Source organism: Stenotrophomonas sp. P5_B8, assembly GCF_054049855.1.
The window spans coordinates 1-2576 of sequence record NZ_JBFULO010000495.1; the positions used below are offsets into that span (position 1 = coordinate 1).

At 65.1% G+C, this 2576-nt stretch carries 2 protein-coding genes; one reads left to right on the top strand and one right to left on the bottom strand.

The features are described from left to right. On the top strand, nucleotides 1-859 hold an 859-nt coding region (locus ACXJKH_RS18525; protein WP_457321558.1), incomplete at its 5' end, for a hypothetical protein. Nucleotides 860-910: 51 nt separating this feature from the next. On the opposite strand, the gene ACXJKH_RS18530 is transcribed toward ACXJKH_RS18525, so the two are convergent. Then, a complete protein-coding gene (locus ACXJKH_RS18530) occupies nucleotides 911-1981 on the bottom strand; it encodes a hypothetical protein (protein ID WP_457321560.1) in 1071 nt (356 codons plus the stop codon). Between the last annotated feature and the right edge of the window lie 595 nt (nucleotides 1982-2576).

The following is a 2576-nucleotide window of genomic DNA, read 5'->3' on the forward strand; positions in this document are numbered from 1 at the left end:
CTTCTGGATCGCCCACGATGCGGTCCGCGGCGAAACCGACCCCGCACGCAAATTGCAGCGCATCAAGATGCTCTACATCGACAAGGGCACGCCCGGCCTGCATGCGTTGATGGAGGCACGCGGCTACACCGGCGAGCAGTACGTGGCGGCAATCGATGCCTGGCCGCGTTACTGGGCCTCGGTGCGCCCCCTGACCGGCCGTGCATTGGCCGCAACCGCCGCCCTCGACGCTGACCTGGCCCAGCTCAAACGCCTGTATCCGGCCCTGCGCCCGGCCAGCATCACCTACGCGATCGGCGTGCTGCGCACCGGCGGAACCACCCTGGACGACAAGGTGCTGATCGGTGCCGAACTCGCCCTGGGCGACGCCAGTGTCGACGTATCCGAGCTTCCCGAACCCCTGCAGACCCGTCTGCGCACGTTCTATGCCTCGCAGCCGTTCCACAACAACGGCCAGAACAACATCCACGAGTACATCCACACCCAGCAGGTCGAGGCCGGCGATACCCTGGCCCAATACGCGCTGCGCGAAGGCGTGGCGGAGCGGGTGGCCGAGCTTGTCACCGGGAAGAAGCCCGACCTTCCGCTGTACGTGTACGGCCCGGCCCATGAGGCGCGGCTCAAGCAGCAGTTCCTGGCCGACCGACATGGCAATGACTACCGCGACTGGCTGTACAACAGCAGCAGCAACCGCTTCGGGGTCAGCGACCTGGGGTATTACGTCGGTTACCGCATCGCCAGCGCGTATTACGYGGCACAGCCAGACAAGGCCAACGCGATCGCCACGCTGTTGGAGCTGCGGTATGACGATGTGGCGGCGGTGGATGCGCTGATCGAGCGGTCGGGATATTTCCGTTGATTGATGGAAATCAGCGATCCGCCATGACGGGGCGGCAGCAATCGTTCGGCCTCACTCGCAGGCCGAGGCGGCCGCCTCCAACAGCGGCCCCAYGGCAAGCGCCGGCGCCGGGCGATCGGCCGGAAACGCGGCCGCGATGGCCTTGGCTGCGCGGTCAGCGTGCGGCTGGATGTACCACGACGCATCGCTGGACAACGCTTTTCCACGCACTTCCCGTTCGAACCGGTACTGGCCCCAGTAGATGGCCAACGGCTCTTCAAGTGCGTTCAACGGATTGGGCAGCGCCAGGGCACCCGGGCACCGCCGCGCGAACGCCGCAGCCAACGCCTCTCGATTGGCTGCGGGCAGTCCCGCCGACAGGAAATGCGCGTACTCGTGCAGCACGATCGGTGCCCAGTCCTCCTCCACGCCCAGTTCGGAGAACAGCACGATGGAGCCACCGCGAAGCTTGGCCTGGGTGCGGTCCGCGTATGGCCACCATACGAAGCGCACGTGGAAGAGGGGCGCCGCCTCGGCGCCGTAGAAGGTGCGCATGCGCGACGCAAACGCGGCGGCTTCCGGCGCCGCCATTTCCCTGGTCAACGCCTCCTGTTGTCGACTGAAGCGCGCCGTCCCGGCCAGCAGCGCACGCGCACGGGGCGCAAAGCGCGCGTAGTAGCGCCGCAACCGCTCGCGGTCGCCAGGTGCCTGCGCGGCGATCGCGGCCTCGGTGGCAGCGGTGAAGGACGCCGCGTTCTGGAAGTAGCCGGTGTATGGGTCGCCAATGCGTGTATCGCTGCCGGCGAACAGGCTATCCGCGAGGGGCCGCTTGCCCCCGTCATCACGGGCCATGGGAGACGTACGCTGACGAAACCGCGCGTATGCCTCGAGCGCGGCCCGATCCTTCGCATCCAGGCCGAACCTGCGCTCCCAGTCCTGCTGGTAGATCGCGTTGGTGTAGCCAGGCAGCCAATCGGGCAGGTTGTCCAGCAGATTGAACAGATCAAAGGCGTCGTCGTAGCCCACCGTCACCAGCGCAGGCGCCTGGCGCGTCGGGTCGCCCGCCTGGGCGCTGGCCCACTGGGGCGCCAGCACAAGAACGGCCATGCACACGAAGTGCCGTGCCTGGGATCTGAATGACATCCGACATGCTCCTGGACGACCGGGTGGCCTGATTCGAGCATGCTGCCGACGGTTCCACAACGTGCCCATCGGCAGGGGGCCGCGCAGGGGTGCCGTAGCGAGCCACGTGGGAAATTCATGGCTACGGGTGCGCCACCCATTGCAACTGGCATCGAGCGGACTATGCGTGGGCGGCCGAATGCAGGGGCATCGCCTTGGACAACGATGGACGGTCAACAGCTCTGTCTTTTTGAAAATCCGTCGGCTTCCGGGCTTCGCTGGACGTACATGGACGCCATTGGGGCGGCCCCACCAGCAACTGCATTAGAATTCCAAGCAATTGTTTTTACGTGGAATTATCGGACTAGAATAGATCTGAGACTCACTTTCCGACTCACTTTGAGCGCGTCCTTGGCACAAGGGACGGTAACCCGCCCCCGTCCAATTCAGGCATGATTTAGTGCAGACCTCAGCCTGGGCTCCCAGCAGATATGCCTGTCTATACAAGAAGCGAGCTCTACGACCTCTTGTGGTCGGCACCCGCCAGCAAGATCGCGAAGAACCTAGGGATATCAGATGTTGCCCTCGGCAAGGCAGCCAAGCGGCACGGGATCCC